A 3,769-nucleotide genomic window follows, 5' to 3' on the forward strand; every position below is an offset into this window, starting at 1 on the left:
GCTGCCCCAGGCCCTCCGCGGCGCTTTGCACAGCCACAGCGACTGGTCCGACGGCGGCTCGCCGCCGGAAGCCATGGCCGATGCCGCCCGCTGGCTCGGCCGCGACTACCTTGCCCTGACCGACCACTCGCCCAACCTCACGGTCGCCAACGGCCTCAGCGCGGAGCGGCTGGCCAGGCAGCTCGAGTTGGTCGAAGAGCTTAACGCTTCAGCGGACGGCTTCCGGGTGCTGACCGGGATCGAAGCCGACATCCTGGAGAGCGGCGAGCTGGACCAGTCACCGGAGATGCTCGACCGGTTGGACGTGGTGGTCGCCAGCGTGCATTCGAAGCTGCGGTCGGACCGGGGCACCATGACCCGCAGGATGCTGGGCGCCATCGAGAACCCGCGCACCAACGTGCTCGGCCACTGCACCGGGCGGCTGGTCAAGGGATCGCGCGGCACCCGCCCGCAGTCGGAGTTCGACGCCGGGCGAGTGTTCGCAGCCTGCGCGGCGAACAACGTCGCCGTCGAAATCAACTCCCGGCCCGAGCGGCAGGACCCTCCGGACGAGCTCATCCAACTGGCCCTCGACGCCGGCTGCCTGTTCAGCATCGACAGCGACGCCCACGCGCCGGGGCAGCTCGATTTCCTCCACTACGGAGCCGAACGGGCGGCCGCAAACGGCGTCCCGGCCGAACGGATTATCACGACCTGGCCGGTGGAGCGCCTGCTCGAGTGGTGCCGCGAGGGCCGGTAGCCCGCCTGCTCGGGCGGACCCGGGCTTCCCCAAAACGCCGCCGGTTTAGCTATGGTCCTGAAGTATGCTGAACAATTTTTCCAAGGCGGCCTTTGCGGTGCTGGTCATGCTGCTGATGACCTCCTGCGGGCTGCAGGTGCCTGCGGACCCGGAAGGGACCTTGGACCGCATCAGCGGCGGAACTCTTAGGGTGGGTGTCTCGCACAACCCGCCTTGGACGGAAATCCGGGACGGCGCGGAGCCCACGGGCTCCGAGGCGGACCTGGTGAGGCAATTCGCGGCGACCCGCGACGCGACCATCGAATGGGCGGCGGCCGGCGAGGAATCCCTGATAGGGCAGCTGGAACGCGGCGAACTTGACCTTGTCATCGGCGGCCTGACGAAAAAGTCGCCCTGGTCGGACAAGGCAGCCCTGACCCAGCCCTACGCCGAGGGCCGGGCCCCCGACGGAGGCAAGGAAGAATACGTCATGGCGTCGAAGATGGGCGAAAATGCCTTCCTGCGGGAACTGGAAAAGTTTCTTCTTGATCGGAAGGAACAGGGATGAATACCAAATTCGGCCGCACCGAGCTGCCCGATGAGCAGGAAAAGGCCCTTCGGCGGGCCATCAAGATCCAGTGGATCACCATCGCGGTCCTGGCCGTGTCGGTCACGCTGGTCTTTTTGGTTATGGGTAATTCGCAGGCGATGAAGGCGGCCTGGATCGAAGACATGCTCTCCCTCGCCCCTCCCATTGCGTTCCTGCTGGCGATGAAGATCATTAACCGGCCCCCCAACCGGAAGTACCCCTACGGGTACCACCGGTCGACCGGGATCGCGCATCTGGTGGCCGCGGTGGCACTCTGCACCATGGGCGCTTTCCTGGTCGTCGACTCAGGCATGGGCCTGCTGAAGGGGGAGCACCCGCCCATCGGATCGGTCCAGCTGCTCGGCCACACCATCTGGCTCGGCTGGCTCATGATCGCCGTCATGGCAGCGACCGCCGTCCCTCCGGTCCTGCTCGGCCGGGCCAAGGAAAAACTCGCCGAGCAGCTGCATGACAAGGTCCTCTATGCGGATGCGGACATGAACAAGGCGGACTGGAAGACCGCCGCCGGCTCCATCGTCGGGGTCGCCGGCATCGGAATCGGTCTGTGGTGGGCCGATGCCGCCGCCGCGCTGTTCATCGCCGGGGGAATTCTGCGCGACGGCTACAAAAACATGCGGAGCTCCGTCACCGACCTGATGGACACCCGGGCCACCACCTTCGACGACTCGGAGCCCCACCCGCTGATCGAACGCATCGATGATTATCTGCGCCAACTGGAATGGGTAGAAGAAGCGGGCTCGCGTGTCCGCGACCAGGGCCACGTGCTGCACGTTGAGGCCTTCGTCGTCCCCCGCGACGGACGTGTCCCCGCGGTCGATGTCCTCGAAGAGGCGCGGGACGGCTGCATCGATCTGCACTGGATGATCCACGACACGGTTCTGGTGCCGGTCTCCGAACTGCCCGAGGAAGCAGGCGGAGCATCGGAGCGCCAGTCCGAGAGGAACCTCTGAGCGCTCCCCGTGCGGCGCGCCCCACCATATATCGTGCAAGGAGGCCCTGCTGCCAGGGCCTGACAACATCACGACGGCGGTGCACGGCTGCCGCAAGGAGGTACAGATGCGTCTGGGGACAGTACGGCGGAACGGGACCACGCAGGCGTTCCGGCAGGATGGCGGTGCCACCGACTACCTGCCGGCCAGGGATGTCGGCGAACTGCTAAGGGGTGGGGACTGGCGGACCCTGCCCGGCGAGCGGGGCCCTGCGCCGGCGGCGTCGGAGCTGGACATGCCGATCCTGCATCCGGGCAAGATCCTCTGCGCCGGCCTGAACTATTACGCGCACGCCGAAGAAGTGGGCCAGGAGGTTCCCAAATACCCCACCATCTTCACCAAGTACCCGAACGCGCTGGTCGGCCCGGTGGACGACGTGGTGCTGCCCGCGGCCAGCACGAAGATCGACTGGGAGGCCGAGCTGACCGTGGTGATCGGTTCCCGGATCCGGTACGCCGACGACGCCGCCGCGCGGGACGCGATCGCCGGCTACACGGTGATGAACGACGTCTCCGTCCGTGACTGGCAAGGCCGCACCTCGGAATGGTTCCAGGGCAAGAACTGGGACCGGATGACTCCGGTGGGCCCGGTCGTCGTCACGGCAGACGAGCTGGATCCGGAGGCGGGGCTGGCGGTGGAATGCGAGCTGGACGGCGTGTCCAAGCAGTCGGGCAACACGTCGGACCTGATCTTCTCCTGCGCGCAACTGGTGTCCTACGTCAGCCAGTTCATGACCCTGGGACCCGGTGACCTGCTGGCCACCGGCACCCCGGCCGGCGTGGGACTGGCCCGGAAACCGCGCGAGTGGATTCCCGCCGGGGCGCGGCTGGTGACGAGGATCGAGGGAATCGGCGAATTGCACAACCGCTGCGTGGCCGAAGAGCCGCGCTGAAACGTCGAATTTCTTCCTCCGGCGTCCTAGGATCAAGGAGTGGCACAAACACGGCTGTTTGGGCGTGACCGGGAGGTGGCGCAGTGGCGCGACCTCGCCACTGCCGTGGAATCCGGCCGCAGCATCGAACTGACCGTCAGCGGCCCGTCCGGAATCGGCAAGACATCCCTGCTGGAGACGGTGTGCGCCGAGGCCTCCGCGCGCGGCTGGAAACTGCTGCGGGCGGCCGGCGCCGCCCGCCGTTCGCTGCCCGGATCCATGTTCTGGCAGTGGTTCGCGCCGCTGGCCCAGCAGGTGCCGGACCACGGCCCGCCCTTCGACGGGCAGGGCCGGGTGCTGCATTCCTTCCTGACCTACGCGGGCGGTCCGCTGCACAAGGACGCCCTGACCTATTCCGCCTCCTGGGTCCTGCGTTCGCTGGCCCAGGAGGGACCTGTGGCCGCCGTGGTGGACGACGCCCAGATGATCCTGCCGGTGGTGGTGATCACCGAGTTGGAAGGAAAGCGGCACGACCCGGAGCTGGGCTACTTTGCCCGCCAGGCACTGCGCCTGCTGGACGA

At 67.3% G+C, this 3,769-nt stretch carries 5 protein-coding genes; all 5 read left to right on the forward strand.

Annotation, left to right across the window (positions count from 1 at the left end; all coding sequences use genetic code 11):
* Nucleotides 1–739 (forward strand): PHP domain-containing protein (locus AC5RUJ_RS12550; protein WP_494155940.1); only part of this gene is annotated, 739 nt, incomplete at its 5' end.
* 64 nt (nt 740–803) lie between these two features.
* Nucleotides 804–1,286, forward strand: coding sequence for a transporter substrate-binding domain-containing protein (locus AC5RUJ_RS12555; RefSeq protein ID WP_494001175.1), 483 nt, complete (start codon nt 804–806; stop codon nt 1,284–1,286).
* Entirely contained in the window at nt 1,283–2,278 is a 996-nt protein-coding gene (locus AC5RUJ_RS12560) for a cation diffusion facilitator family transporter (protein WP_494001174.1), read from the forward strand. Before AC5RUJ_RS12555 ends, AC5RUJ_RS12560 begins: the two co-directional genes overlap by 4 nt.
* 106 nt (nt 2,279–2,384) lie before the next feature.
* Nucleotides 2,385–3,209, forward strand: a complete 825-nt coding sequence (locus AC5RUJ_RS12565) for a fumarylacetoacetate hydrolase family protein (protein WP_494024943.1) — start codon at nt 2,385–2,387, stop codon at nt 3,207–3,209.
* 39 nt (nt 3,210–3,248) lie between these two features.
* Nucleotides 3,249–3,769 (forward strand): AAA family ATPase (locus AC5RUJ_RS12570; protein WP_494155941.1); only part of this gene is annotated, 521 nt, incomplete at its 3' end.

Source organism: Arthrobacter sp. Y3223164 (genome assembly GCF_059091005.1).

Coding starts and splice junctions, on each gene's coding strand:
- AC5RUJ_RS12555 (WP_494001175.1), top strand. CDS start 804: ATGCTGAACAATTTTTCCAAGGCGGCCTTTGCGGTGCTGGTCATGCTG.
- AC5RUJ_RS12560 (WP_494001174.1), top strand. CDS start 1,283: ATGAATACCAAATTCGGCCGCACCGAGCTGCCCGATGAGCAGGAAAAG.
- AC5RUJ_RS12565 (WP_494024943.1), top strand. CDS start 2,385: ATGCGTCTGGGGACAGTACGGCGGAACGGGACCACGCAGGCGTTCCGG.